The sequence below is a fragment of the Paractinoplanes deccanensis genome (genome assembly GCF_016862115.1).
Taxonomy (GTDB): Bacteria; Actinomycetota; Actinomycetes; order Mycobacteriales; family Micromonosporaceae; genus Actinoplanes; species Actinoplanes deccanensis.
This window is the reverse complement of sequence record NZ_BOMI01000109.1, coordinates 25,004-49,475: the sequence shown is the minus strand read 5'-3', so window position 1 is coordinate 49,475 and position 24,472 is coordinate 25,004. Positions and strand designations below refer to the sequence as shown.

Below are 24,472 nucleotides of genomic sequence, written 5' to 3'. Positions count from 1 at the left end.
ATCGGGGATGGGACTGACATCAGCGTTCGACAACCGGTCGCTGCGGACGAAGATCGGCGCGGCGGTCCTGGTCGGCACGGTCAGCGGGCTCGTGGTGGGCGGCGTCGCCCTCGCCACCCTGCGGACCCAGAACACGGACGCCGCGGAATCGCAGCGGCGGACCGTGGCTCTGGAATCGGCCACCGCGGCCTTCAGCAAGAACATCGAGGCGTACAGCGGCAACACGTCCGCGCTCAAGCTGTACCCGACGCTCAAGGACGCGCTCACCAAGAACCGTGAGGCGAACGCGGACGCGGTCGACGAGGCGCTGAAGGATCTGAACGCCGCCTTCGCCGGCGACGCGACGGGCACCGCGGCGGTCACGAAGGCCGCGAGCGACTGGCAGGACTACGTCGACTTCAACAATCAGGACTTCACGAAGGCCACCGCCGCCGAGTTGCAGCAGGCGGTCACCGACTACAACACCATCTACACGGCGCTGGGCGAGGACCAGACCGCGCTGACGACCCGCGCGGAGGCGCTGTCGGAGCAGGCGATCGCGGACGCGAACGCGGCCGCCAACAAGGCGACGTGGACGGTCGGCATCCTGCTGGTGGCCGGCGTTCTGCTGAGCACGCTGCTCGGGTTCCGGGTGGCCGGCCGGGTGCGCAGCACGGTCCGCGAGGTGTCGCGGGTCGCCGAGGGTCTCGCCGAGGGCGACCTCACCCGTACCACCGGGGTGACCACGCAGGACGAGGTCGGCAAGATGGCCGTGGCGATGGACCAGGCCGTGGCGCGGCTGCGCGAGGACGTCGTGCAGCTCGCCGGCAACGCGACCACGCTGAACGCCGCCGCCGGTCAGCTCACTGCCGTGTCGGGCCAGGTGGAGTCGGCCGCCAACGAGGCGTCGTCGCAGGCCGGCACGGTGGCCGCGGCCGCCGACGTGGTCTCGAACAACCTGCAGGTCGTGTCGGCCGGCTCGGAGGAGATGGGCTCGGCGATCCGCGACATCAGCGTGTCCACGACGGAGGCTTCCGAGGTGGCCGTGCAGGCGGTGGAGGTCGCCTCGGCGACGAACGCGATCGTGGCCCGCCTCGGCGAGTCGTCGTCCGAGATCGCCTCGGTGGTCAAGGTGATCACCTCGATCGCCGAGCAGACGAACCTGCTGGCCCTGAACGCCACCATCGAGGCGGCCCGGGCGGGCGAGTCGGGCAAGGGCTTCGCGGTCGTGGCCGGCGAGGTGAAGGACCTGGCGCAGGAGACGGCGAAGGCCACCGAGGACATCTCCCGCCGCGTGCAGGCGATCCAGACCGACACCGACGGCGCGGTCACCGCGATCGGCGAGATCTCGGCGATCATCGAGCGCATCAACGGCATCCAGATGACCATCGCCTCGGCGGTGGAGGAGCAGACCGCCACCACCCAGGAGATGAACCGCACCCTGTCGGAGGCCGCCGCCGGCGCCGGCGACATCGCCGCCACGATCGGCACCGTCTCCGACGCGACCCAGCGCACCACGGCCACGGTCGGCGACACCCGCCACGCCGCCGACGACCTGGCCGCGACGGCGGGTCAGCTGCAGGCTGTGGTGTCCCGCTTCCGCTACTGAGCCAAGCGTTCGAATGGCCCGCCCGGTTCCCCGGCGGGCCATTCGTCGCGTGTCGCCCGCCAAGCGAAACGCGCTGAGGTCACGGCGATCGCTGCTCAGCCGCTGACCGGGCCTGGTGAGGCCGAGTGGTGTCAGGAGGCTTCCAGGGCGTGGGCCATGGTGGCCTGTTCCTCGAGGACCTCGCCGATGCGGGTCTGGACCGCGTCGAGTTGGTGGATGGTCTCGCTGGTGTCGCGGATGCCGCCGGCGACCGATTCGGCGCTGGCCTGGAGGGCGGCGATCTGTTCGGAGACCTTCTTGGTGGCCTCGGCGGTTTCGCGGGCGAGTTCCTTGACCTCGCCGGCGACGACGGCGAAGCCCTTGCCGATCTCGCCGGCCCGGGCGGCTTCGATGGTGGCGTTGAGGGCGAGCAGGTTGGTCTGGTCGGCGATGGACGAGATGATCTGGATGACGTCGCCGATGGCGTTGGAGGCGTCGCCGAGGGCGCTGACGTCGCCGGTCATGGCGGAGGCGCGGGTGACGGCCTCGTCGGCGACGCGGGTGGCGTCGGCGGTGGCGCCGCGGAGGCGGTCGACGGTGTCGAGCAGGGCGCGGGCGTTGGCGGCGGCGGCTTCGGCGGCGCGGACGACCTCGAGGCGCTGGGAGACCAGTTGCTGCACGTTGCGCAGGGCCTCGGTGCGCGAGTCGGAGAGCTCGACGTACTCGGTGGTGAAGAAGTCCATCGTGCCGATGATGCGGTCGCCGGTGACGACGGGGAAGCAGACGCCGGAGCGGACGCCGGCGCGCTGGGCGGCGGGGGCGCGGACGCAGTCGGTGAGCTCGCCGATGTCGCGGACGAAGACGAGGTCGCGTTGCCGCCAGGCGCGGCCGGACAGGCCGACGCCCTCGGCGAAGGTGGCGGCGAGGGTGACTTTGCGGAACTCGTCGCCGGCGCTGCCCGACTCGACCTGGAAGCGGAGGACGTTCTCCTCGTCGTCGATCTGCCAGTAGGAGCCGTAGGCCCAGCCGAAGGAGGTGCGCACGGCGTCGAGGGCGGCCTTGATGGCCAGGTCGGAGCTTGCGGTGCGGCCGAGGGCGGTGACGACGCTGGTGACGGCGAGGCGGTCGTCGGCGATCTGGCGGGTGTGGAAGGCGGCGAGGGCGGCGACGCGGATCTGCTCGGCGAGGCGGCCGATCGCGCCCCATTTGCTGATCAGGGCGGCGTCCATGGCCACCTCGTTGCGCCCGTAGTACTCCATCAGGGCGACGACCTTGGAGCCGCGTACGGCGGGGACGACGACCGCGCCCTTGGCGCCGGCGCGCAGCGCTGCCTGGAAGCGGGCGTCGGTGGGGGCGTCGCCCTCGGCGGCGTAGACGGGCTGCCCGGTGCGCAGGGCCTGCTGCACGAGGCTGGATTGCCCGGTGAGCCGGCCCTTGAGGCGGCCGAGCTCGTATTCGAGGCGGACGCCGCCGTTCTCCACGCACCAGACGGCGCCGTACTCCATGTCGTAGAACTCGACGTAGGTGGAGGCGTAGATGCGCCAGGTGCTGCCCTCGCCGGTGGCGCTCTCCAGGTTTTGGGCCAGTTCCTCCAGCGCTTCGATGTCGCGCGGTGGCGTGAGCCGAGCGGGAGGCTCGGGCTGCTGCTGGCGGCTACCGAACAGACCCATGCCCTCAGGCTACGGATTCCGACGCGGTTTACGACGTGAGTTCGTGCAGTGCCTCGTCGAAGATCTCGTGGTGGCGGGCGACGTCCTCGACGGTGGTGGCCGGTGACATCAGGGCCATGTTGTGGAAGGGGGTGAGGAGCACGCCGCGGTTGGCGAGGTAGACGTGCAGGAGGTCCTCCAGCTCGGCGTCGGCGTGGGCGGCCGACTCGGTGCCGTTGCGCGGGGCGGGGTCGGCGAAGCGGTATTCGACGCGGGCGCCGAGCTGGCTGACCGACCACGGCAGCGCGTACGACTCGATGATCTTGCGGATGCCGGCGGCGAAGGCCGTCGCGGTGTCGATCATGCCGGTGAAGGCGGTGTCGGTCAGGACCTCGCCGAGGCAGGCGCGGGTGGCGGCCAGGGACACCGGGTTGCCGGCCAGGGTGCCGCCGACGCCGCCCATGTCGACCAGGTCGAGGTCGGTGCGGCCGGTCAGGGCCGTCGCGAGCTCCTCGGACAGGCCGTACGCCCCGACGGGGATTCCGCCGCCGATGGCCTTGCCGATGGTGACCACGTCGGGTGACAGTCCCCAGAACGCGGTGGCGCCGCCGGGGCCGGCCGAGAAGGTGTGCGTCTCGTCGTTGATCAGGTAGGTGCCGTGCTTGCGGGTCAGCTCGCGGACCCCGGCGAGGTAGCCGGGTTCGGGCAGCACGATGCCGATGTTGGTCAGCGCCGGCTCCATGAGCACCGCGGCGACGTCGCCGTGCGCGAGCTCGCGTTCGAGGCCGGCCAGGTCGTTGAACTCGGCGACCCGGCTGGTGGTGGTGACGTCGGTGGGCGCGCCGACGTTGCCCTCGCGGCTGCGGCCGTGCCCGTCGGGGCCGACGACGATCAGCGACTCGTCGACCGAGCCGTGGTAGCAGTAGCTGTGGAACAGGATCTTCGGGCGGCCGGTGACGGCGCGCAGCAGGCGGATGGCCCACCGGTTGGCGTCGGTCGCGGTCAGGGCGAAGCTCCAGTACGGCACGGTGAAGCGGCGGCTCAGCTCGGCGGCCACGACGGCCGCGTCCTCGGTCGGCATCATGGTGGTGGCGCCGCCGAGGGTGGCGAGGCGGCGGGTGACCGCCTCGACCACGGGATCGGGGGAGTGCCCGGCCATCGCGCCGGTGTCGCCGAGGGCGAAGTCGAGGTAGTCGTGGCCGTCGACGTCGGTGATCCGGTTGCCGCGGGCGCGCTCGACGTAGAGCGGGAAGCCGGCTGCGGTCTTGTTCATCCAGGTCATCGGCACGCGGCCGAAGAGGTGGCCGGACCGCTGGTAGGCGGCGGCGGAGCGCGGGTTGCGCTCGGCGAAGGCGGCCTTCTCGCGGGCGGTCAGCTGGGCGAGACGACCGCGGTCGACTCCGGATTCCGTCGGCATGGCGCGATGCTACTAATGATCTGTTGTTCAGGCGAGAGCTGAACGACTGATTCCGTTGATCCGCTCCAGGATGATCTGTTCCGCGCCGTCCTGCACGCCGAAGATCACGCGGACCGATCGGCCGCCCTCCTCGGTGATGTGGCCGTCGGGGGCGACGCGCAGCGGCAGATCCTCCGCGTGGCTCGGCGTGACGTCGCCGGTCGCGATCGCGGCGGCGAGCGGGTCGTGCAGCGGGACGCGGCGCTCGCCCGTACGGCCCTCGTAGAAGTCCAGATAGGCCGGCAGCATGGCGGCCAGCGCCCGGGTCAGCGGGGTCGCGCCCAGCCGGGCGCGGTCCTGCTCGGACCAGCGGTGCCGCAGGGTCACGTCGAGCGGCACGAGGGTGACCGGCCAGGCGGCGGTGAGCACAGCGTCGGCGGCGGCCGGGTTGTCGCCGATGTTCGCCTCGGCGCGCGGGGTGATGTTGCCGGGCACCCGCACGGCGCCGCCCATGACGGTGACGCCGCGGACCCGTCCGGGCAGGGTAGGGTCCTGGCACAGCGCCTCGGCGAGGTTGGTGCACGGGCCGGTGGCCAGCAGGTGCAGCTCGCCGGGGTGCTGGCGGGACAGATCGAGGAGCAACCGCACGCTGGTACGCGGGTCCGGCCGCCCGGTCGCCGGCAGCGCCACGCCGCCCACGCCGTTGTCGCCGTGCACGACCTTCGCCCCGCGCTTGATCTCGCCCTCGCCGACCGCGACCGGGATGTCGTCGCGGCCGGCCAGGGCGAGCAGGCCCAGCGTGTTGCGGGCGGCCTGCACCGCCGACGTGTTGCCGTTGACCGTGCCGATGCCCTTGAGGTCGGCGCCGGGGTGGGCCAGCAGGAACGCGACGGCGATCGCGTCGTCGATGCCGGTGTCGCAGTCGAGATAGAGGATCATGCGTTCATGATGCGGCAGCCTGCGTGCCGAACGCGGTCAGGAACCGGTCCCGGAACGCGTTCATCGGCCACACCGGCGTGCCGCTGCGCGGCTTGAGGCCGTCGGCCCAGCCCCAGCCGGTGATGCGGTCGAGCACCTTCGGGTCCTTGGCGACGATGGTGATCGGCACGTCGTGGCTCGCGTTCGCGCCGGCGGCGATCGGGGACGGCTGGTGGTCGCCGAGGAAGACCATCACGAGGTTGTCGTCGCCGTACCGGGTGATCCAGTTGATCAGGGTGGTGAGCGAGTACCGGATGGACTTGCCGTACTCGGCGCGGACCTTCTTGGGCTCGGCCCACAGCGCCTTGGGCTTCGTGCCGTTCGCGACCATCGCGTGGTAGCCCGAGCCGTCGCCGACCTGGTCCCAGTCGGGCAGGTAGTCGGGGATCGGCGCCCACGGGGTGTGGCTGGACACCAGGGGCATCTCGACCATCAGCGGCTTGCGGCCCGGCCTCTTGTATTCGATGGTGTTGAGCTGCTTCAACGTGTACTGGTCGGGCATCGGCGCCCAGCTGAACTTGGGGCCGTTGTAGCCGAGGTTGCGCGAGTCCCACACCTGGTCGTAGCCGTAGAAGGCTCCCTCGGGCCAGGCCCGGGTCGCGCCGGGCATCACGCTGACCGTGCGGTGGCCCTTGTCGTGGAACGCGCGGGTGAGGGTGAGCCGGTCGGTGGAGACGAGGTTGCGGTACCGCTTCTCGTTGTTGATCCACAGCCCGGACTCGAAGGTGGCGTGCGCGAGCCAGCTGCCGCCGCCGAAGGTGGGTGAGGTGAGCCAGCCGCTGCGCGCGGCGTAGCCGGCGGCCTTCAGCTGGGCGGTGCCGGAGTCGAGGACCGGGCCGACCAGCGGGGCGAGCGCGGGGTGCTCGACGGCGCTGCGGCCGTAGCTCTCGACGAAGGTGAAGATGACGTCCTTGCCGGCCAGCGCGGTGAGCATCTGGCTCGCGGGCACGGTCGCGAAGGCGTCGTCGGCGACCTCCTTGGCGAAGTTCGCCTCGTCGCGCAGGCCGGCGCGGGCCTGGTGGGCGCGGTCCCACGCGTACGTGGCGGTGCTGCGCGCGGCGACGGGCACCGCTCCGTACACGGAGACACCGAGAGAGAAGGTCAGCGCCCAGGCCACCGCGACGCCGCCCGCGGTGATCGCCGAGCGGCGGCGGTGCCGGGCGGCGAGCGCGCCGATGCGCAGCACGGCCCAGCAGGCCACTGCCATGATCGAGACGACCAGCAGGAGGACGGCGGCGGCCGCGCCGACCGCGGCGGGCCGGCCGTAGGAGTCGGTCGCGAAGCTGAACGCGTCGTCGAACAGCACCCAGTCCAGGATCGGGTCGAACGGGCGGTTGAGCTCCTCGAAGAAGCCCATGTCCAGGCATTTCTCGACGACCAGCCAGCCGAGCAGGACACCGATGACCAGGCTCGTCACGCGACGTGGCCGCGGCGGCAGAGCGAACAGGAGCACCAGGACGAAGGCCGCTTCGATCGGAATCCGGACAAAGGTCACGGGGTTCAGGCGGGACAGGATGTTCGGGAAGATCAGGAAGGCGAAGAGGAGAAGCCCGGCCAGGACGGTGAGCGACAGCTGGATCCTGGGGCGGCGGACGAAGGCACGGACGCGTTGCAGCACGCCAGGGGGAACGGATGCACAGCCCCGGACGGTTCACCGACATTCCAAAGTCACTTCGGACCAGTACCAAAGACTCTATGGCCCGCCTTGGGGTAGGCCTAGGTTCAAGCCAACGACCGCGAAGTGAGAGGACATGCCCGTGCCGACGGCAACCTCGGACCTGCTATCGACGCCCACCGAGGCGGAGATCGCCCAGATGGACGCCTGGTGGCGTGCCGCGAACTACCTGACCATCGGCCAGATCTACTTGCAGGCCAACCCCCTGCTGCGCGAGCCGCTCAAGCCGGAGCACATCAAGCCCCGGCTGCTCGGGCACTGGGGCACCAGCCCCGGCCTGTCGTTCGTCTACGCCCACGTGTCCCGCCTGATCCGCCACACCGGGCAGGACGCTCTCTACCTCACCGGCCCCGGGCACGGCGGTCCCGCCCTGGTGGCCGCCGGGTGGCTCGAGGGCACCTACAGCGAGATCTACCCCGCCGTCACCCGGGACGAGGCGGGCATGCTGCGCCTGTTCCGCCAGTTCTCCAGCCCCGGCGGCATCCCCAGCCACGTCTCGGTCACCACGCCCGGCTCCATCCACGAGGGCGGCGAGCTGGGCTACGTGCTGGTGCACGCGTTCGGCGCGGTGATGGACAACCCCGACCTGCTCGCGATCGCCGTGGTCGGCGACGGCGAGGCCGAGACCGGGCCGCTGGAGGGCTCGTGGAAGGGCATCTCCTTCCTCAACCCGGCCCACGACGGTGCCGTGCTGCCGATCCTGCACCTCAACGGGGCGAAGATCTCCGGGCCGACGGTGCTGGCCCGCAAGGACCCGGCCGAGGTGCGCGAGCTGCTGCGCGGGCACGGCTACGAGGTGATCGAGGTCGAGGGCGCCGACCTGCCCGGCATGCACACCCGGTTCGCCGCCGCGCTCGCCTCGGCGTACGAGCAGATCAAAACCATCCAGGACACCGCCCGTACGGGCGGTGCGGACGGCACCCGGCCCCGGTGGCCGCTGATCGTGCTGCGCACCCCGAAGGGCTGGACCGGCCCCGAGGAGGTCGACGGCGTGCACGTCGCCGGCACGTTCCGGGCCCACCAGGTGCCCCTGTCCGGCGTGCGCGACAACCCCGAGCACCTGGCCCTGCTCCAGCAGTGGCTCGAGTCGTACCGGCCGGCGGAGCTGTTCGGCGACGACGGCGCCCCGGTCGAGCTGGTCCGCTCCGCCGCGCCCGAGGGCGACAAGCGGATGAGCGCCACCCCGCACGCCAACGGCGGCCTGCTCACCCGCGACCTCGACCTGCCCGACTTCCGCGACTACGCGGTCAAGGTCGACCAGCCCGCCACCGAGCGGGCCGAGTCGACCCGGCGGCTCGGCGAGATGATGCGCGACATCTACAGCCGCAACCCCGACCGGTTCCGGCTGTTCAGCCCCGACGAGACCAACAGCAACCGGCTCGGCGCCGTCTTCGAGGTCTCCGACCGGGCGTTCATGGAACACGTCACCCCCGACGACGTGGCCATCGGCCCCGGCGGCCGGGTCATGGAGGTGCTCAGCGAGCACAACTGCCACGGCTGGCTCGAGGGCTACAACCTGACCGGCCGGCACGGCCTGTTCGCCACCTACGAGGCGTTCGCGATGGTCAGCGCGTCGCAGACGGTGCAGCACAGCAAGTGGCTCGAGGAGGCGAGCCACCTGCCCTGGCGGGCCAAGGTGCCGAGCCTCAACATCCTGCTCACCTCCACCGCCTGGCGCAACGACCACAACGGCTTCTCCCACCAGGGTCCCGGCCTCATCCAGGTGGTGCTCACCCAGCGCGGCGACGTCAGCCGCATCTACCTGCCGCCGGACGCGAACTGCCTGCTGTCGGTGGCCGACCACTGCTTCCGCAGCCGCTCCTACGTCAACCTCATCGTCATCGACAAGCAGCCGCAGCTGCAGTGGCTGACCATGGACGAGGCGATCGAGCACTGCGCCCGCGGCGCCGGCGTGTGGGACTGGGCCGGCACCGACGACGGCACCAGCGACCCCGACATCGTGCTGGCCTGCGCCGGCGACGTGGTCACCATGGAGACGGTCGCCGCCGCGCAGATCCTGCGCGACAAGCTGCCCGGCCTGCGCGTGCGCGTGGTCAACGTGGTCGACCTGATGACGCTGGTGCGCCCCAAGGACCACCCGCACGGCATGAGCGAGACCCTGTTCACCGAGCTGTTCACCGACACCGTCGACGTGGTGTTCGCCTTCCACGGCTTCCCCGGCGCCATCCACCAGCTGGTGCACGGCCGCCCCGACGCCGACCGGTTCCGGGTGCGCGGCTTCATCGAGCAGGGCACGACCACCACCCCGTTCGACATGACGGTCCGCAACCGGGCGTCGCGCTACCACCTGGTCATGGACGCCATCAACAACGCCAAGCGCCTGCCCCGCGGCGCCGAGGACCTGAAGAACTGGTGCGAGTCCCAGCTGCGCCGCCACGAGTCCTACGTGGTCGAGCACCTCGAGGACATGCCGGAGGTCCGCGACTGGACCCTCGGCGACTGGGCCACCAGGTCCTGAGCCCGAGCCCCGGGCGCGGGCCGGTGGCGGCCCGTGCCCGGGACTCCTCGCCGGGAAATCGTCCGCGCGACAACGCCGTCGTCCGCCCGCCGGATGCGCGATCAGAGCCCGAACCCCGGGTGCGCAGGGTGCGGCTCCGGAACTGCCTCGGCCACTTCGCCCCCTTTCGGCTTCCGAGCCACCTGACACAGCCTTGCGGCCGCTCATCGCATCCCCCAAGATCCGGCGTCCTTGGGTGTTTGCTCTGGAGCAGCTAGCGGCTGTCCGCGCCTTGGTGCCGCCGCGGAGCCTACGCGCGGGGCCATTGCGCCAGGCGGTGGCGCAGCGCTGCGATCTCGGCGGGGCCGAGGCCGTAGAGGGCGAACCGGGCGTCGTCGAGGCGGTCCAGGTAGCGGCCCGCGTCGGCGATGTCGTCCGGGTCGAGGGCGGGGTCGGCGGCGTGCGCCAACTCCATGATCTGGGAGAGGGGGTAGCGTTCCAGCGCGGCGGCCACGTCGATGTAGTCGCGGACCTCGCGCCGGTTGACCAGGGCGGCGACCTTGGTGGCGACGAGGTCGTCGAGGTGCATGACCGGGCCGAGCTCCATGACGACGGGTGCGCGCTGCCGGTCGAGGCGGCACAGCGTGAGCCGCAGCGCCCGGTGCCCGCCGGCGACCAGGAACTCCTGGATGTCGGTGGCCATGCCCTCGAACAGCTCGTCGCCCTCCTCGGCGACCACCCGATAGCCGGCGGCCTTGAGCGCCGCGGTGACCTCGCCCGCGGCGGCGGCCACCCCGCCGGGCGCGTCGGTGAACAGGTCGACGTCCTCGGTGGGGCGGGCCACCAGGCCGTTGACCAGCCAGGCGACTCCGCCCCCGAGGACGAACCCGTGTTTGGTGGCGACGGCGAGAGCGATCCGCGCGACGTCGCGGTAGAAGTCGTCGACGCTCGCCACCCCGGTAGGTTATCCGCCGATGCGCTGCAGCACGAACCGCTGCGCGGCGGCGTTGTACTTGCGGGTGTAGCCCAGATGCGTGGCCAGGCTCGCGCCGCGCGCGCAGAAGTTGTCGCCCGTGTCGCAGTAGGACTGGATCTTCGGCGCGAAGCCGTCGAGCGGCGCGTCGCCGCCGCGCGGGAAGAGGCCGGCGGTGCGGCTCGTGCCGGCGTTGAAGTCCTTGTTCGGCACGTACCGCGGGTCGCCCATCAGGATCACCGCGGTCACCTTCGCCGCGAGCTGCGCGTTCAAGGGCTGGGTGGGGGTGGTGACCGCCTGCCGCCCGCTGCCGGCGAGCACGTCACCGATCACGTGCGCGCCCTGCGAATAGCCCATCAGCACCAGCTTGGTGCCCGGGCACTGCTGGGCCTTGCGCGTGATCTGCCCGGTCAGCGCCCGGACACCCGCGGAGACGCTGGGGCCGTACGGGTTGAGCACGGCCGGATAGTCGGTGGCCTCGGTGCTGATCGTCTGCCGGCTGGCCCGCTGCACCGAGGCGGCCAGGGAGCCGATGATGCCGGCGCCGGGCCGCTCGGTCGACGCCCGGGTGGCGATGATGTGCACCGCCGCGCACGAACCCGCCGGCGCCGCCACCTTCGTCGCGCCCCGGCCCGCCTGACCCGCCGTGTCGTTCGCCGTTCCGCCGAATGCCTGCGGCGCCGCGAACAGCCCCGCCGCGACGAGCGCGGCGCCCGCTCCGATGGTGGCGATCTTCGCCGTGTTCCCGCTTCTGCGCATCATGCCGCTCCTTCCGCCAAAAAAGCACTGCCGGTGCAGATAGCTGCCCAGTGATACGCAGCGTGGCGGCCTTGCGGTTGAACACGCAGGAGTGAATTACCTCGCCCGGCGGGTCTGTCACCGACGGTGACGTTCAAGGCTCAAGCAGTACGCGGTGCACGCAGGTGAGCATCGGAAGATCGAACTCGCCGTCCGCGGTCTCCGGCCGGCTCGCCAGGAAACCGCGGATCCGCTCCAGCGTGGCCCGTCGTTCGCCCTCCGGCATGACCAGCAGACCGGCCCGGGTGGCCAGCGTCGCCACCAGCGAGTCCGCGGTGCGGCGCTGCCCGTGCGCGAACGCGGCCCGCTGCGGCTCGCCGAAGCCGGGCACGCGCATCCCGGCCGTGGCGGCGCGCCAGCTCGCCGGGGTGTCGCGCGGGCCGACGACCGCCGGGCCGCCGGCGCGTGCCAGCTCGGCGACCCACGCGACGCTGTCGTCCAGCACGTTCCAGAGCCCGGCCAGGACGCCGCCCGGCGTGAGCACCCGGGCGATCTCCGGCCCGGCGGCGGCCAGGTCGAACCAGTGCATGGCGTTGCCCCGACAGCACCGCGTCGACGGCCGCGCCCGGCAGCGGGATCGCCTCGGCGCTGCCCTGGTGCGCGGCGGCACCGGGCAGCGCGCGGCGCAGCTCGGCCAGCATCGCGGCGTCCGGCTCGACCGCGGTGACCTCGGCCCCGGCGGCGATCAGCGTGGCGGTGAGCTTGCCGGTCCCGGCACCGAGGTCGAGCACCCGCCGGCCGGGTGCCGGGTCGAGTGCCCACCGCACGGCGGCGAGGGCGTAATCGGGACGGTGCTCGGCATAGGCGGTGGCGGCGGTCCCGAACGACGAGGCGTGATCCATGCGGTCACCCTAGGAGGGCGGCGCCATCCCGTTCTGGGCGTCGTAGGCGCGCCGGGCCTGCTCCACCCGGCCCAGGCTGGCGTCGGCCCACGTGGTCAGGTGCGCGAAGAGGGGCCCGAGGCTGGCGCCCAGCTCGGTGATCTCGTACTCCACCCGGGGTGGCACCTCGGCGTGATAGCTGCGCCGCACGAGCCCGTCGCGCTCGAGCTGGCGCAGCCGCTGCGTGAGCACCTTGGGCGTGATGCTCGTCAGCCGGCCCTTCAGCTCGACGAAACGCTGCCGGCCGTGCTCGTGCAGGGTCCACAGGATGGGCGTCGTCCACCGGCTGAACACGATGTCCACGACCGGGGAGACAGGGCAGGCGAGCTCGGGATCCGCCGACCGTCTCATGTGTCCCTCCGCCTCATGTGTGCTGCGCCACAAACCCATTAGTATCCTGTAGGTACCTACTATATCGACGCTACTAGCGTTGCCGTCAGCCGCGCGAACGACGCGGCCGAACGGGAGAACCAGCATGTACGTCGTGATAGGCGCCACCGGCAACGTCGGCCGTCCGCTCGTGTCGCTGCTCGCCTCCGCCGGCGACCCGGTGACCGCCGTGTCCCGCGGGCGCCGCCCGGCCGCGCCGGACGGGGTCCGCCACCGGCGCGCCGACCTCGAACGCCCGCAGAGCCTGCGCCCGGCGCTCGACGGCGCCGAGGCGCTCTTCCTGCTCGTCGAGGGCGCCGGAGCCCACCTCGACATGCCCGAGATCCTGCGGGTCGCCGTCTCCGCCGGGGTGAAGCGCCTCGTGCTCCAGTCGTCGCAGGCGGTCCGCACCCGGCCGGGGGCGGCCTCGCACGCGCCCCTGGCCGCCATCGAGGAGCTCGTCCGCCAATCCGGTCTGGGGTGGACGATCCTGCGCCCCGGCGGCTTCGCCTCCAACGCCCTCGCCTGGGCCGAGCCGATCCGGGCCGGGCGGGTCGTGGCGGCACCCTTCGGCGACGTGGGGCTGCCGGTGGTCGATCCGCAGGACATCGCCGAGGTGGCCGCCGCCGCGCTGCGCGACCCCGCCCACGACGGCCGGACGTACGAGCTGACCGGCCCGGCCCTGACCACCCCGCGTGACCGTGTCGCGGACCTGGCGGCCGCGCTGGGGGAGCCGATCCGCTTCGTCGAGCAGACACCGGACGAGGCCCGCGCCCAGATGCTGCGGTTCATGCCGCCGGAGGTGGTCGAGGGCACGCTGGCGATCCTCGGCAGCCCGGCCGAGGCCGAACGGCGGATCAGCCCGGACGTGGCGACCGTGCTGGGCCGCCCGCCGCAGCCGTTCGCGGCATGGGCCGCCCGCGCCGTCGACGCGTTCCGCGCCACCCCGTGAACCGGATCCGGATCATGTAGCGGCTGTGCCGCCGAGGGCGCGCTCGGCCCACTGTGTCACTTCGCGGCGGCCCCGGAGCCGGACCACGATCACGTCGTCGCCGCGCTGGTCCAGCAGCGCCGCCACCCGCCGTCCCGGGCCACCGTGCGTACGCCAGGCCCAGCGGAGCACATGCTCAGGATCGGTGAACACGGTCCAGAGCGGCGGCTCGACGTTGCCGTTCCACAGCTCCCGGCGCTGAAGGCGACGGGCGAGGGTGCGGCCGACGACCTGGCGCATCACCAGGTGACGGGGATGGTCCAGCCACACCACGCAGTCCGCCCGGCCGTGCAGCAGGTCACCGAGCTTCGCGGTGTACTGCCATTCGGTGACCCAGCGCGGTTGCCGCGCGAAGGCCTCGACGTCGGCGGCGAACGCCGGCCGCGGCTGCCAGTTCGGCCCGTGGTGCAGGGCGTCGAGCTCGACCCGGGGCAGCTGCCACCGCTGGGCGACGAGCGTGGCGAGAGTCGTCTTGCCCGCGCCGGAGGTGCCCGCTATCAGCACCCGCTGGGGCCGGCCGGGCAAGGTGTCGTGCCATCTCAGCAGCGGCACGGTCAGCTGGCCGGGACGGCCTCGGCGAGCCGGTCGGCGGCGCGGCGGGCGGCGGCCAGGCGCAGCCGGGGGTGCCGGGTCTCCCAGGCGGCGCGGACGGCGCGGGGGAGGTTCAGGTCGGGCCACACGCGCGCCAGGGTCGCGCCGTCGAGGTAGGTGCGCAGCTCGTCGACGCGGATGGCCTCGCGCAGGACGTTCTCGTACATCCAGGTGAGCATGGTCGGCTCGGACAGGTCGAAGGCGCGCTGCGGCCCCCACCAGAGCCGGAGCGGCAAGGCGACCAGGCCGGTCGTGGGGCCGCGCAACTCGCCGAGGGTGCCCGCCACGAGAACCGGCCGGTGCGGCCGAGCGAGGTGAACGTGAGCAACAGTGGCGCGCATGCGATCAGCGTAAACCGACGTTGCTGGAGAAACGTAATTCCTAGAGTCCTAGGATGCTCTATAGGCAGTGCGGCACGCCGCACCAAAACACCAATACGACGGCTTCGCCGACGTCCCCCTCAAAGAACCGTGGAGAGCCGGGCCTGGACCACTAGCTCGTGCAACGCGGTGACCGCCTCGTCCGGCGGCGTGGGCGGAAGAGACGACGCGTCGCGGGCGGCTTCCAATTCCGCCCGCAGTTCTTCCGCGTCGTGAAGCAGCCTGGAAGTCAGTGCGGCGGGGAACGGGCCGTGCTCGGCGTCGCGTTTGCGGGCGATCAGTTCCGGCACGTAGGCGATTTCGGCGCCGAGGACGTTGAGGTCCGTTTGCAATTCCCCGGTGCGCATCAGATGGCGGCCGGTGAGCAGAACGCGCAGCAGATACAGCGCCGGTTTGAGCTCACCGGTCTTGTCGAACAGCTTGCGCTGGGTGGCGGCGAAGCCCAGATAGTGGTGGGCGTGGTTGCTGGTGACGAAGGCGCCGGCGAGCTCGGTGAGCGTGGCGTGCAGCGGGCTGGTGGCGACGACCAGCGGCGAGAGCAGCTGTTCGAGGACGTAGCCGTTGCGGCTGTTGAGCAGGCGGGCGAACTTGAGCAGGTCGTGGCTGACCACGTCGAGCTCGACGCCGTCGCGGACGCCGGAGCTCTGGAGGGTTTCGGGGCCGGTGCGCAGGCCGACGACCGCGGAGGCGCTCAGCAGGTGGGCGGCGCGCAGGTCGAGGTCGGAGTCGGTGGAGGCGAAGCCGTAGAGGTGGGCGCCGCTGACCGTCGCGAAGATCACCGGGTGGGGGAGGGCGGCGACGATGTCCGCGGACCAGGAGGGCACGTCGAGCGTCATCGCAGTCCTCGTTCTCGTACCCGGGTCAGCAGGTGGTTGATGGTGTCGCGGTCGGGGGTGGCGGGCAGCCGGGTCTCGGCGGCGGCGGTGGCGAGGTCGTTCTGCAGCTCGGTGGCCCAGGCGGTGATCTCGGGCCAGGGGACGTGGCCGTGTTTGACGGCGAGCAGGCGGTCGCGGTGGCCGGTGACGTCGAGCAGGATCTCGCCGGTGCGCAGGACGTGGGTGCCGGCCATGAGCAGGCGGATCATGTGCATGGCCTGTTTGTGGTTGGTCTCGCCGGTGCGCTCGCGGCGGTTGGCGACGCGGGTGAGCTGGTCGCGGGCGTACGAGCCGTAGGTGTCGGCGACGCGGCGGGAGAGGAAGGCGTGGCGTACGGAGCGCAGGTCTTCGCCGTCGGCGGTGAGGGTCACGACGAGGGGCGACCAGAGCACTTCGAGGACGGTGGGGTTGGCCTGCAGGGCGAGGGTGCAGAAGCGCTCGATCTCCCAGGAGAACTCTTCGTCGCGGGGGCCGTCGCGGTGGGTGGGTGGTTTGTCGAGGCGCCAGAAGAGGCGGGTGGGTGCGGCGTAGACGCCGCGGCGGTCGTGGTCGGAGCCCGGCACGGCGAGGCCGTAGGCGCGGGAGCCGACCACGACCCCGAGGATGGTGGTCATGGCAGGTCGAGGACCGTGCCGTCGATCGCGCCGATCTCGTCGTCGCTGAGGGGGAGGTTGTCGATGGCGGCGACGTTGTTCTCGAGCTGTTCGACGCTGCTGGCGCCGATGATGAGGCTGGTCATGCGCTCGTCGCGCAGGGCCCAGGCGAGGGCCATCTGGGCGAGGGACTGGCCGCGGCGCTTGGCGATGTCGTTGAGGGCGTGGATGCGGCCGAGGGTGGCGTTGTCGAGGTCGCTCTCGTTGAGGAAGACGCTGGTGCGCACGCGGCTGTCGTCGGGGATGCCGCCGAGGTAGCGGTCGGTGAGCAGGCCCTGCTGCAGGGGGCTGTAGGCGATGCAGCCGGCGCCGGCGGTCTCGAGGGTGTCGAGCAGGTTGTCCTTCTCGATCCAGCGGTTGAGGATCGAGTAGGAGGGCTGGTGGATGAGCAGGGGGGTGCCGAGGTCGCGCAGGATGGCGGCCGCGGCGGCGGTCTGCTCGGAGGTGTAGTTGCTGAGGCCGACGTATTGGGCTTTGCCGGCGCGGACGACGGCGTCGAGGGCGCCCATGGTCTCCTCGAGCGGGGTGTCGGGGTCGGGCCGGTGGTGGTAGAAGATGTCGACGTAGTCCAGGCCGAGGCGCTTGAGGGACTGGTCGAGGCTGCTGACGAGGTATTTGCGGCTGCCCCACTCGCCGTAGGGGCCGGGCCACATGTAGTAGCCGGCCTTGGTGGAGATGACGATCTCGTCGCGGTGGGCCTTGAGGTCGGTGCCGAGGATGCGGCCGAAGTTGGTTTCGGCGCTGCCGGGCGGCGGCCCGTAGTTGTTGGCCAGGTCGAAGTGGGTGACGCCGAGGTCGAAGGCGCGGCGGACGATGTCGCGCTGGCGCTGCCAGGGGCGGGCGTCGCCGAAGTTGTGCCAGAGGCCGAGGGAGATGACGGGCAGGCGCAGACCGCTGCGGCCCGTGCGCCGGTAGGTCATGGTGTCGTAGCGGTTGTCCGCGGGGGTGTAGGTCACAGTCCTACCCTTCCGGTTTCCTGGCTGTGCTTTGTCCACTGGTAGTTTGGTCCCTAGCCATGCGGGAGAGATCACCAGGGTTAGCTGGTGGCGCCGAAGGGGCAAATCCTCCCCGGAACCTCTCAGGCACAAAGGACCGCATGGGCAGGCGACTCTGAAGCGTGCGAGCAGCGCGTGACAGAGGGGGAGGCCGCCTTGTCGACCTCTCCTAGGAGCCGTCATGACGTTCGCATCCCGGCACATCGGTCCGGACCAGGACGAGCAGACCCATATGCTCAAGACCATCGGGTACGCGTCGCTGGACGCCCTGATGGATGCCGCGATCCCCGAGGTGATTCGCTGGCACGGCACTCTCGACCTCCCCGCCGCGGCGAGTGAGGAGGAGACGATCGCGGAGTTGCGGGCGATCGCGGGGCGCAACGAGGTGACGACCTCGATGATCGGCCTGGGGTATTACGGGACGTTCACGCCGGCGGTGATCAGGCGGAACGTGCTGGAGAACCCGGCGTGGTACACGGCGTACACGCCGTATCAGCCGGAGATCAGCCAGGGCCGGCTGGAGGCGTTGCTGAACTTCCAGACGATGGTGACCGATCTGACCGGGCTGACGACGGCGAACGCGTCGATGCTGGACGAGGGCACGGCGGTGGCCGAGGCGATGACGCTGGCGCGGCGGGCGTCGAAGTCGAAGTCGGCGGTGTACGTGGTGGACGCGGACACGTTGCCGCAGACGTTGTCGGTGTTGCGGACCCGGGCGGAGCCGCTGGGCATCGAGCTGCGGCTGGTGGATCTGGACGCGGGCGCGGAGTTGCCGGCGGAGTTCTTCGGTCTGCATCTGCAATACCCGGGGGCGTCGGGAGCCGTACGGGATCACGCGGCGCTCGTGGAGGCGGCGCACGCGGTGGGTGCGCTGGTGACGGTGGCGGCCGATCTGCTGGCGCTGACGTTGTTGCGGGCGCCGGGGGAGATCGGCGCGGACATCGCGGCGGGCACGACGCAGCGGTTCGGGGTGCCGTTGGGCTTCGGTGGCCCGCACGCCGGCTATCTGGCGGTGCGCTCGGGGCTGGAGCGGTCGTTGCCGGGCCGGCTGGTGGGTGTGTCGAAGGACGCGGACGGTGCTCCGGCGTACCGGCTGGCTTTGCAGACGCGTGAGCAGCACATCCGCCGGGAGAAGGCGACGAGCAACATCTGCACGGCGCAGGTGCTGCTGGCGGTGATGGCCAGCATGTACGCGGTGTATCACGGGCCGGCGGGGCTGCGGGCGATCGCGAAGCGGGTGCATGATCACGCGCTGCTGGTGGCGGGGAGTCTGCGGGCGGCGGGGATCGCGGTGAGCAGTGACGCGTTCTTCGACACGGTGACGGCGGTGGTGCCGGGGCGGGCCGCGCAGATCGTGGCGGCTGCGGCGGCCGAGGGTGTGGACCTGCGGCTGGTGGACGCGGATCACGTGTCGGTGGCGTGTGACGAGACGACCACGGCGGCGCATGTGGCGACGGTGCTGACCGCGTTCGGGGTGCCGGCCGCGGCGCCGGCGGAGTGCGGGGCGAAGCCGCTGGGGCGTACCAGTGAGTATCTGACGCATCCGGTGTTCCGGTCGCATCACTCGGAGACGAGCATGCTGCGGTATCTGCGCAAGCTGTCGGACCGGGACTACGCGCTGGACCGGGGCATGATCCCGCTGGGGTCGTGCACGATGAAGCTGAACGCCACCACGGAGATGGAGCCGGTGACCTGGCCGGAGTTCGCGAACATCCATCCGTACGCGCCGGCGTCGCGGACGGCCGGGTATGAGCATCTGGTGTCGTCGCTGGAGGGCTGGCTCGCGGAGATCACCGGCTATGACGCGGTGAGTGTGCAGCCGAACGCGGGGTCGCAGGGTGAGCTGGCGGGTCTGCTGGCGATTCGTGGTTATCACCGGTCGCGGGGCGAGGAGCACCGCACGGTGTGCCTTATCCCGTCGAGTGCGCACGGGACGAACGCGGCGAGCGCGGTGATGGCGGGCATGCGGGTGGTGGTGGTCGCGTGCGACGAGAACGGCAACGTGGACATGGCGGACCTGCACGCCAAGATCGATGCTTTCCGGGACAGCCTCGCGGCGATCATGGTGACGTACCCGTCGACCCATGGGGTGTACGAGACGTCGATCGCGGACCTGTGCGCGGCGGTGCACGACGCGGGCGGCCAGGTGTACGTGGACGGGGCGAACCTGAACGCGCTGGTCGGCTATGCGCGGCCGGGCCGGTTCGGCGCGGACGTGTCGCACCTGAACCTGCACAAGACGTTCTGCATCCCGCACGGTGGTGGCGGCCCGGGTGTCGGCCCGGTGGCGGTGCGTGCGCACCTGGCGCAGTTCCTGCCGGGTGACCCGCTGGCCTCCGGGGAGCACCACGCGGTGTCGGCGGCGGCGCACGGGTCGGCGGGCATCCTGCCGATCTCGTGGGCTTATCTGCGGATGATGGGCCCGGACGGGCTCGTCGCGGCGACCGGTGCGGCGGTGCTGGCGGCCAACTATGTGGCGGCGCGGCTCGGCACGCATTTCCCGGTGCTGTACGCGGGCAACAACGGCCTGGTGGCGCACGAGTGCATCCTCGACCTGCGGCCGATCACGAAGGCGACCGGGGTGTCCGTGGACGACGTGGCGAAGCGGCTGATCGACTACGGGTTCCACGCGCCGACGATGTCGTTCCCGGTGGCCGGCACGCTGATGGTGGAGCCGACCGAGAGCGAGGACCTCGCGGAGCTGGACCGGTTCTGCGACGCGATGATCGCGATCAAGGGGGAGATCGATCAGGTGGCGGCGGGCGTGTGGCCGGCGGGGGACAACCCGCTGGCGAACGCGCCGCACACGGCGGCCGCGGTGACGGCGGATGAGTGGGAGCACCCGTACCCGCGGTCGGTGGCGGGTTTCCCGGCCGGGGTGGACCGGACGGCGAAGTACTGGCCGCCGGTGCGCCGCATCGACGGGGCCTACGGGGATCGCAACCTCGTGTGCTCGTGCCCGGACCCGTCGGCGTTCGAGGAGTGAGCCCGGTCGGCCCTGGTCTGGGGGTGCTCCCTCAGGCCAGGGTCGGCGTTCTTGATCCGCTACTGTGAGTAACGGCTGGGGCGGGGTGCTCGCCTACGCCGCGAGGGCGTGCCGGGCGGGTCCCCGGTGCGGCTCGATCATGGTGCCGTCGGGGAGGATCTCACCCGTGTCCTCGAAGACGATGACGCCGTTGCAGAGCAGGCTCCAGCCTTGCTCGCGGAAGGTGGCGACGGTCCGCGCGGCCTCGCGGTCGACGGCCTCGGCGTTGGGACAGGGGGTCTTGTGCTGGCACAACATCGTGGTTCTCCGGTCGGGGGCTGTGTGAAGACTCACAACGACGGTGACGGACGTTACCTCAACTCGAACGACCTCGGATCGGGCGGGTGACGGCGTCCCCTTGAAAGAATCCTCGGTTCCGATGGTCCACGGAACTCCTCCGATCGACCACTTCCCGACACCTGTTCAGGGGCCGTCGCCCGGTGCCCCGGCGTCCTGCCAGGGCCGTCACCGTGCGTCAACGGTGTTCCAGTGGTTCCGGTGTGACGGTGGTGACCCTGCCGAGCTTGTCGCTGAGTTCTTCGGAGCCAACGGACTGCCGGTGCGAAACATTGGCCGAACGGCTACCCGAGTTCGCCCGATCGTCGATGGCTCGGTCTGCGGGGCCGCACTGTACGTGTCGGCGGATGCCGGATCGGTGATGGCCGGGGGCACCCTCGGCGCCCCGTCCCCCGTGCCGGCGATCCCCGACGTGTACGCGGTCGTCCACGTCCACGCCGGCGCCGGCTCCGATGGTGCGGCACCCGCGCAAGACCCCGCGTACGACCTCGGCCCGTGGACGCCGAGCTGGACAGCGGCCGAGCACGCTGAAGCGGTTCAGGCCGTCCGCGAGGCCATCGGGCGCGGCGACGTCTACCAGGCCAACGTCGTGGGGCACGCCAGCGCCCCGTACACGGGAGATCCGGCCGCGGCCCTGCACCGGGTGGCCGCGCTGCCCGGCGCGCGCTACGGCGGCGTGCTGGCGGGCGACGGCTGGGCCCTGGCCACCGCCTCTCCCGAGACGCTGGTCGAGGTCCGCGACGGCCGGGTCGTCACCCGGCCCATCAAGGGCACCCGCCCGGCCACCGCGGCGGGCCGCCGGGAACTGCTCGCGTCGGCCAAGGAACGCGCCGAGCACGTGATGATCGTCGACCTGGAGCGCAACGACCTGTCCCGGCTGAGCGGCCTCGGCCCGGTCACCGTCGACGAGCTGTTCGCCGTACGCCGGTGGGCGGGCCTGTGGCAGGCGGAGTCGGTGGTGTCCGCGCCCGTGGTGGGCCGGCTCGACCTGCCCGACCTGCTGCGCGCGGTCTGCCCCGGCGGATCGGTCACCGGCGCGCCGAAACTCGCGGCGCTCGCCGAGATCGCCCGGCTGGAGCCGGTCGGCCGCGGGGTGAGCATGGGCGCGGTCGGCTGGATCGGGCATGACCACATCGACCTGGGCCTGACCATCCGCACCGTGGCGGCCGACGGGCACCGCCTGCACGCCTGGGCCGGCGGCGGCATCACCTGGGACAGCGACCCGGCCGCCGAGGTGGCCGAGGCCGCCGCCAAGGCCGCCCCGATCCGCGCGGCCCTCGCCCCACTGCCGGCCTGACGCTTCCTGTCGTACCCCCGTGGCAGGGTGACTGCCGTGCCGAAGACGCAGTACTACACCGCGACCACGCTCGACGGTTACCTCGCCGACGAGCACAACTCCCTCGACTGGCTGTTCGAGGTCGACGAGGGCGACCCCGGCGGCCGCGCCGACGAGGCCGGCGTCACCCCGTTCGCCGCCTTCTTCGCCGGCGTCGGCGCCTTCGCCATGGGCGCCACCACCTACGAGTGGGTCCTGGCCCACGACTCCCTGACCGACAATCCGCTCAAATGGGCCGACTACTACGGCGACGTGCCGGCCTGGGTCTTCACCCACCGCGAGCTGCCGCCGATCCCCGGCGCCAGGCTCACCTTCGTGCGCGGCGACGTGCGCCCCGTCCACGAGGCCATGACAGCGGCGGCGGCCGGCAAGAACATCTGGCTGGTCGGCGGCGGCGACCTGGTGGGCGCCTTCGCCGACGCCGCCCTGCTCGACGAGATCATCGTCGGCGTCGCCCCGGTCACCCTCGGCGCGGGTGCGCCGCTGCTGCCGCGCCGGCTCACCGCCAAACGCCTCACCCTCACCGCCGTGCGGCAGCGCGGCCAGTTCGCCTACCTGACCTACGCCGTTGGGCCGCCCTCCGCCGACCAGCCCGCCGACCAGCCCGCCTCGACCGGCTGACCGCCGGCCAGGCTGCCGCGGATGTGCCATCCGGTCCCTTCGCCGGCCGCTCGGCCACGCTCCGCTGACCAGGCCCGACGCCGATTCATCTGCGGCGGCCAGTCGGGGGGCCTGACTCTGATCTGCTGAGCAAGCCGCCGATTCACCTGCCCGGTCACCTGGGCGCCGGCCCCGGTCAGCTCGCCTGAGGACTGCCGGAGTGAGTGTCGGGACCGCCGGCGCTTGCCCTCCTCGGCCGGCCGTCTTGGCCGACGACCGGCCCGGATCGACCGGCCCGGATCGACCGGCCCGGATCGACCGAGCCGGGCTAGCGCGCGGGTCGGGCGCTATGTCCGTATTTCGGGCGGAGGCGGATTGTCGCTGAAAAAAGTCGGTGGCGGCGGTCACCGAACGGCAGGGGTGGCGCGTCTACGCCCATAGGGCGGTGGTGCGGCCGTTCGCTGACGGAAAGGCGGGAAGGTGACCGAAGACCTGCGGGCGCTGCTGCGGGCCGATCTCAACGCGGAGCGGCCGCCTCCGCTCGGCGACGTCGTGGGGGCGGCGCTGCGCGACGGCAAGCGGATCCAGCGTCACCGGCGATGGCTCGCGGCGGGCGGAGGTGCCGTGGGTGTGCTGGCGGCCGTTGTGGTCGGCGGCGGCGTCCTGTCAGTGCAGGGGCCGGGGGTGCCGGCGAGTGGGGTCGTCGGCGTGGCCGCGGCGCCCAGCGCCGCCGTGCCGAGCGCCACCGCGCCGGGGTCGAGCGCGGGCGGGCCCGGCGGGGACGAGTTCGGGCTGAGCGGCGGCGCGGCGCAGCGGGTCGCACCCACGGTGACGGCGCCGGGGCGCAACGTGGAGAAGCCGGCCGGGTTTCCTCCCGGATCCGTGCCGACCGGCCCGGGCGTGCCGGCCAGCCCGGCGGCGCCGCGTACCTTCGCCGTGGTCAGCGGGACGCACACGCCCGTCGGCACCCAGAAGAAGGCGACGGCCGCGGCGATGGTCTACCTGCTCGAGCAGTTGCTGCCGCCGGGGCTGACGGGCAGCTACAGCGTGGCGGCCGGCGGTGAGCTGCGCGTGCAGGCCTACCTCAACGACGGGCGCGGGCCCGGCATGGTGCGGGTGGGCCTGTCACGCGAGGACGCCGGCGCGCCGCGCCCGCCGCGGGGCGGCACGGCGAAAGTGGTGATCGTGAACTATCCGGACGACTGCGAGCGGAACACGTCGGTCAGCGTGGGCTGGCCGGACGGCACGGTCGTGCAGCTGGACATCGCGTCCTGCCTCGCCTTCGACGGCGTCAGCAACCCACCGGCGCGGCCACCGCTCGACCCCGACCTCGGCGTGAAGATCGCCGCGGATCCGCGGTGGGGGCTGCTGATGGACGGCAGCCTCGTCGACAAGGCCGCCGCGATGTACTCGACGCTGCCGGTGTTCGCCGGATGAGCGCCGACGAGGAGTTCGCCGAGTTCGCGAACGCGCACGCCGAGCGGCTGCGCACCACCGCGTTCATGCTGTGCCGCGACTGGCACCTCGCGCAGGACCTCACCCAGACGGCGCTGACCAAGCTGTATTTGAGCTGGCGCAAGGCGGTGCAGGCGGACAACCTGCTCGCGTACACCCAGAAGATCCTGTTGCGCAGCTATCTGGACCACCGCCGGCGCCGCTCGTCGGGCGAGGCGACGCCGGGCGTGCTGGCGGAGCCGGCTTATCGGGAGAGCCCCGAGCTGCGGCTGACGATGCTGGACGCGCTGGGGCGGCTGCCCGAACGGGACCGGGCCATCGTGATCCTGCGCTACTTCGAGGACTACAGCGTCGAGCAGGTCGCCGACGTGCTGGAGCTGCCGGTCAGCGTGGTCAAGAGCCAGACCCGCCGGTCGCTGGCCAAGCTGCGCCAGCTGCTCGCCGCCGACCAGCTGGCCCTGTTCGGCTGACCGGCACGGCGGTCCGACCCGTCAGGTAACGACCGGCACGGCGGGCCGACCCGTCAGGCA

Annotated in this window: 22 protein-coding genes, 1 pseudogene and 1 riboswitch; of the genes and pseudogenes, 8 read left to right on the top strand and 15 right to left on the bottom strand. The window is 71.9% G+C overall.

Features of this window, described 5'->3' with window-relative positions; all coding sequences use genetic code 11:
• Nucleotides 1–7: 7 nt before the first annotated feature.
• Nucleotides 8–1,588, top strand: a complete 1,581-nt coding sequence (locus Ade02nite_RS27710) for a methyl-accepting chemotaxis protein (RefSeq protein WP_203770154.1) — start codon at nucleotides 8–10, stop codon at nucleotides 1,586–1,588.
• Nucleotides 1,589–1,719: 131 nt separating this feature from the next.
• On the opposite strand, the gene Ade02nite_RS27705 is transcribed toward Ade02nite_RS27710, so the two are convergent.
• From Ade02nite_RS27705 to Ade02nite_RS27690, 4 genes are read right to left on the bottom strand one after another with little or no spacing between them, the layout of a single operon-like run.
• Entirely contained in the window at nucleotides 1,720–3,237 is a 1,518-nt protein-coding gene (locus Ade02nite_RS27705) for a methyl-accepting chemotaxis protein (RefSeq protein WP_203770152.1), read from the bottom strand.
• Nucleotides 3,238–3,265: 28 nt separating this feature from the next.
• Complete coding sequence (locus Ade02nite_RS27700; RefSeq protein WP_203770150.1) at nucleotides 3,266–4,633, bottom strand: transaminase; 1,368 nt, start codon at nucleotides 4,631–4,633, stop codon at nucleotides 3,266–3,268.
• Nucleotides 4,634–4,660: 27 nt separating this feature from the next.
• On the bottom strand, nucleotides 4,661–5,551 hold the full coding sequence (locus Ade02nite_RS27695; protein ID WP_203770148.1) for a nucleoside hydrolase: 891 nt from the start codon (nucleotides 5,549–5,551) through the stop codon (nucleotides 4,661–4,663).
• A 4-nt stretch (nucleotides 5,552–5,555) separates the two neighbouring features.
• Complete coding sequence (locus Ade02nite_RS27690; RefSeq protein WP_239169096.1) at nucleotides 5,556–7,208, bottom strand: sulfatase-like hydrolase/transferase; 1,653 nt, start codon at nucleotides 7,206–7,208, stop codon at nucleotides 5,556–5,558.
• A gap of 133 nt (nucleotides 7,209–7,341) precedes the next feature.
• Here Ade02nite_RS27690 and Ade02nite_RS27685 point away from each other — a divergent pair, with 133 nt between their 5' ends.
• The gene (locus Ade02nite_RS27685) at nucleotides 7,342–9,744 is read left to right on the top strand and encodes a phosphoketolase family protein (protein ID WP_203770146.1); all 2,403 of its coding nucleotides are present in this window, start codon (nucleotides 7,342–7,344) and stop codon (nucleotides 9,742–9,744) included.
• 289 nt (nucleotides 9,745–10,033) lie between these two features.
• On the opposite strand, the gene Ade02nite_RS27680 is transcribed toward Ade02nite_RS27685, so the two are convergent.
• From Ade02nite_RS27680 to Ade02nite_RS27665, 5 genes and pseudogenes are all read right to left on the bottom strand, one after another.
• Complete coding sequence (locus tag Ade02nite_RS27680) at nucleotides 10,034–10,678, bottom strand: nucleotidyl transferase AbiEii/AbiGii toxin family protein (protein ID WP_203770144.1); 645 nt, start codon at nucleotides 10,676–10,678, stop codon at nucleotides 10,034–10,036.
• A 9-nt stretch (nucleotides 10,679–10,687) separates the two neighbouring features.
• Complete coding sequence (locus tag Ade02nite_RS27675; protein ID WP_203770142.1) at nucleotides 10,688–11,458, bottom strand: cutinase family protein; 771 nt, start codon at nucleotides 11,456–11,458, stop codon at nucleotides 10,688–10,690.
• Nucleotides 11,459–11,588: 130 nt separating this feature from the next.
• On the bottom strand, nucleotides 11,589–12,023 hold the full coding sequence (locus Ade02nite_RS49620) for a hypothetical protein (protein WP_239169100.1): 435 nt from the start codon (nucleotides 12,021–12,023) through the stop codon (nucleotides 11,589–11,591).
• A 40-nt stretch (nucleotides 12,024–12,063) separates the two neighbouring features.
• Nucleotides 12,064–12,336: pseudogene (locus Ade02nite_RS49615) on the bottom strand (class I SAM-dependent methyltransferase); the annotation flags it as partial.
• A 9-nt stretch (nucleotides 12,337–12,345) separates the two neighbouring features.
• Nucleotides 12,346–12,726, bottom strand: a complete 381-nt coding sequence (locus Ade02nite_RS27665) for a winged helix-turn-helix transcriptional regulator (protein WP_203770140.1) — start codon at nucleotides 12,724–12,726, stop codon at nucleotides 12,346–12,348.
• A 124-nt stretch (nucleotides 12,727–12,850) separates the two neighbouring features.
• On the opposite strand from Ade02nite_RS27665, the gene Ade02nite_RS27660 reads away from it, so the two are divergent.
• Nucleotides 12,851–13,696: an NAD(P)H-binding protein gene (locus Ade02nite_RS27660; RefSeq protein WP_203770138.1), complete on the top strand. Its 846-nt coding sequence runs from the start codon at nucleotides 12,851–12,853 to the stop codon at nucleotides 13,694–13,696.
• Nucleotides 13,697–13,708: 12 nt separating this feature from the next.
• On the opposite strand, the gene Ade02nite_RS27655 is transcribed toward Ade02nite_RS27660, so the two are convergent.
• The 5 genes from Ade02nite_RS27655 to mgrA form a co-directional block, all read right to left on the bottom strand.
• Nucleotides 13,709–14,287 (bottom strand): P-loop NTPase family protein, encoded by a 579-nt coding sequence (locus tag Ade02nite_RS27655; protein WP_203770188.1) that lies wholly within the window; start codon nucleotides 14,285–14,287, stop codon nucleotides 13,709–13,711.
• Between the two features lie 2 nt (nucleotides 14,288–14,289).
• Nucleotides 14,290–14,667, bottom strand: coding sequence for a hypothetical protein (locus tag Ade02nite_RS27650; RefSeq protein ID WP_203770136.1), 378 nt, complete (start codon nucleotides 14,665–14,667; stop codon nucleotides 14,290–14,292).
• A gap of 119 nt (nucleotides 14,668–14,786) precedes the next feature.
• Entirely contained in the window at nucleotides 14,787–15,542 is a 756-nt protein-coding gene (locus Ade02nite_RS27645) for a nucleotidyltransferase domain-containing protein (RefSeq protein ID WP_203770134.1), read from the bottom strand.
• Nucleotides 15,539–16,195, bottom strand: coding sequence for a nucleotidyltransferase domain-containing protein (locus Ade02nite_RS27640; protein ID WP_203770132.1), 657 nt, complete (start codon nucleotides 16,193–16,195; stop codon nucleotides 15,539–15,541). The genes Ade02nite_RS27645 and Ade02nite_RS27640 overlap by 4 nt, the downstream gene beginning before the upstream one ends.
• Nucleotides 16,192–17,190 (bottom strand): L-glyceraldehyde 3-phosphate reductase, encoded by a 999-nt coding sequence (gene mgrA, locus Ade02nite_RS27635; RefSeq protein WP_203770130.1) that lies wholly within the window; start codon nucleotides 17,188–17,190, stop codon nucleotides 16,192–16,194. Before mgrA ends, Ade02nite_RS27640 begins: the two co-directional genes overlap by 4 nt.
• A 52-nt stretch (nucleotides 17,191–17,242) precedes the next feature.
• A riboswitch (glycine riboswitch) is annotated at nucleotides 17,243–17,339 on the top strand.
• 71 nt (nucleotides 17,340–17,410) lie between these two features.
• On the opposite strand from mgrA, the gene gcvP reads away from it, so the two are divergent.
• Nucleotides 17,411–20,215: an aminomethyl-transferring glycine dehydrogenase gene (gene gcvP / locus Ade02nite_RS27630; RefSeq protein WP_203770127.1), complete on the top strand. Its 2,805-nt coding sequence runs from the start codon at nucleotides 17,411–17,413 to the stop codon at nucleotides 20,213–20,215.
• A 93-nt stretch (nucleotides 20,216–20,308) separates the two neighbouring features.
• Here gcvP and Ade02nite_RS27625 read toward each other — a convergent pair whose 3' ends face one another.
• Nucleotides 20,309–20,509, bottom strand: coding sequence for a DUF5999 family protein (locus Ade02nite_RS27625; protein WP_203770181.1), 201 nt, complete (start codon nucleotides 20,507–20,509; stop codon nucleotides 20,309–20,311).
• A 124-nt stretch (nucleotides 20,510–20,633) separates the two neighbouring features.
• Between Ade02nite_RS27625 and Ade02nite_RS27620 the strand changes: the two genes are divergently transcribed.
• The 4 genes from Ade02nite_RS27620 (at nucleotide 20,634) to Ade02nite_RS27605 (ending at nucleotide 24,412) form a co-directional block, all read left to right on the top strand.
• Nucleotides 20,634–21,848 carry a chorismate-binding protein gene (locus Ade02nite_RS27620; protein WP_203770125.1) on the top strand — a complete coding sequence of 405 codons (1,215 nt, stop codon included), beginning with the start codon at nucleotides 20,634–20,636 and terminating at the stop codon, nucleotides 21,846–21,848.
• A 36-nt stretch (nucleotides 21,849–21,884) separates the two neighbouring features.
• A complete protein-coding gene (locus Ade02nite_RS27615) occupies nucleotides 21,885–22,508 on the top strand; it encodes a dihydrofolate reductase family protein (RefSeq protein ID WP_203770123.1) in 624 nt (207 codons plus the stop codon).
• Nucleotides 22,509–22,967: 459 nt separating this feature from the next.
• A complete protein-coding gene (locus Ade02nite_RS27610) occupies nucleotides 22,968–23,924 on the top strand; it encodes a hypothetical protein (RefSeq protein ID WP_203770121.1) in 957 nt (318 codons plus the stop codon).
• The gene (locus Ade02nite_RS27605; RefSeq protein WP_203770119.1) at nucleotides 23,921–24,412 is read left to right on the top strand and encodes a SigE family RNA polymerase sigma factor; all 492 of its coding nucleotides are present in this window, start codon (nucleotides 23,921–23,923) and stop codon (nucleotides 24,410–24,412) included. The genes Ade02nite_RS27610 and Ade02nite_RS27605 overlap by 4 nt, the downstream gene beginning before the upstream one ends.
• Nucleotides 24,413–24,472 lie beyond the last annotated feature (60 nt).

Excerpts from the sequence above, each read along its gene's own strand:
- Ade02nite_RS49620 (WP_239169100.1), bottom strand. The coding sequence starts at position 12,023 with ATGCACTGGTTCGACCTGGCCGCCGCCGGGCCGGAGATCGCCCGGGTG.
- Ade02nite_RS27675 (WP_203770142.1), bottom strand. The coding sequence starts at position 11,458 with ATGATGCGCAGAAGCGGGAACACGGCGAAGATCGCCACCATCGGAGCG.
- Ade02nite_RS27705 (WP_203770152.1), bottom strand. The coding sequence starts at position 3,237 with ATGGGTCTGTTCGGTAGCCGCCAGCAGCAGCCCGAGCCTCCCGCTCGG.
- Ade02nite_RS27620 (WP_203770125.1), top strand. The coding sequence starts at position 20,634 with ATGGTCCACGGAACTCCTCCGATCGACCACTTCCCGACACCTGTTCAG.
- Ade02nite_RS27665 (WP_203770140.1), bottom strand. The coding sequence starts at position 12,726 with ATGAGACGGTCGGCGGATCCCGAGCTCGCCTGCCCTGTCTCCCCGGTC.
- Ade02nite_RS27700 (WP_203770150.1), bottom strand. The coding sequence starts at position 4,633 with ATGCCGACGGAATCCGGAGTCGACCGCGGTCGTCTCGCCCAGCTGACC.
- Ade02nite_RS27710 (WP_203770154.1), top strand. The coding sequence starts at position 8 with ATGGGACTGACATCAGCGTTCGACAACCGGTCGCTGCGGACGAAGATC.
- Ade02nite_RS27640 (WP_203770132.1), bottom strand. The coding sequence starts at position 16,195 with ATGACCACCATCCTCGGGGTCGTGGTCGGCTCCCGCGCCTACGGCCTC.
- Ade02nite_RS27645 (WP_203770134.1), bottom strand. The coding sequence starts at position 15,542 with ATGACGCTCGACGTGCCCTCCTGGTCCGCGGACATCGTCGCCGCCCTC.
- Ade02nite_RS27650 (WP_203770136.1), bottom strand. The coding sequence starts at position 14,667 with ATGCGCGCCACTGTTGCTCACGTTCACCTCGCTCGGCCGCACCGGCCG.
- Ade02nite_RS27660 (WP_203770138.1), top strand. The coding sequence starts at position 12,851 with ATGTACGTCGTGATAGGCGCCACCGGCAACGTCGGCCGTCCGCTCGTG.
- gcvP (WP_203770127.1), top strand. The coding sequence starts at position 17,411 with ATGACGTTCGCATCCCGGCACATCGGTCCGGACCAGGACGAGCAGACC.
- Ade02nite_RS27605 (WP_203770119.1), top strand. The coding sequence starts at position 23,921 with ATGAGCGCCGACGAGGAGTTCGCCGAGTTCGCGAACGCGCACGCCGAG.
- Ade02nite_RS27685 (WP_203770146.1), top strand. The coding sequence starts at position 7,342 with ATGCCCGTGCCGACGGCAACCTCGGACCTGCTATCGACGCCCACCGAG.
- Ade02nite_RS27695 (WP_203770148.1), bottom strand. The coding sequence starts at position 5,551 with ATGATCCTCTATCTCGACTGCGACACCGGCATCGACGACGCGATCGCC.